1 pseudogene is annotated in these 293 nt (G+C 34.5%); it reads left to right on the forward strand.

Annotated elements, in window-relative coordinates:
• Positions 1-293 (forward strand): annotated as a pseudogene (locus tag ACSG5Z_RS31245) (ketopantoate reductase C-terminal domain-containing protein); the annotation flags it as partial.

Raw genomic sequence — 293 nt, forward strand, 5'->3', positions numbered from 1 at the left:
GAATAAAGCATATTTCTAAAGCATTTGCAGGTACGAAATCTAGTTTTGTTTTAAGTGAAAATATTATGCAAGATATGTGGCATAACTATTTATTTATTAATGTAATGTCGGGTGTGACGACATTAATGCGTGCACCGATAGGACCGATTCGCGAAAGTGAAGGTGGACGCGATTTTATCCAAAACTTATTTGAAGAATGTGTGCAAATCATGTGATCTATGAAAGCTCCAGTTAAGGATGGGATTGCCCAAGAACATATGAAAACAATTGATAAAATTTCGTATGTTATGAAG

The organism is Bacillus pretiosus, from assembly GCF_051294775.1.
GTDB classification, from domain to species: Bacteria; Bacillota; Bacilli; order Bacillales; family Bacillaceae_G; genus Bacillus_A; species Bacillus_A wiedmannii.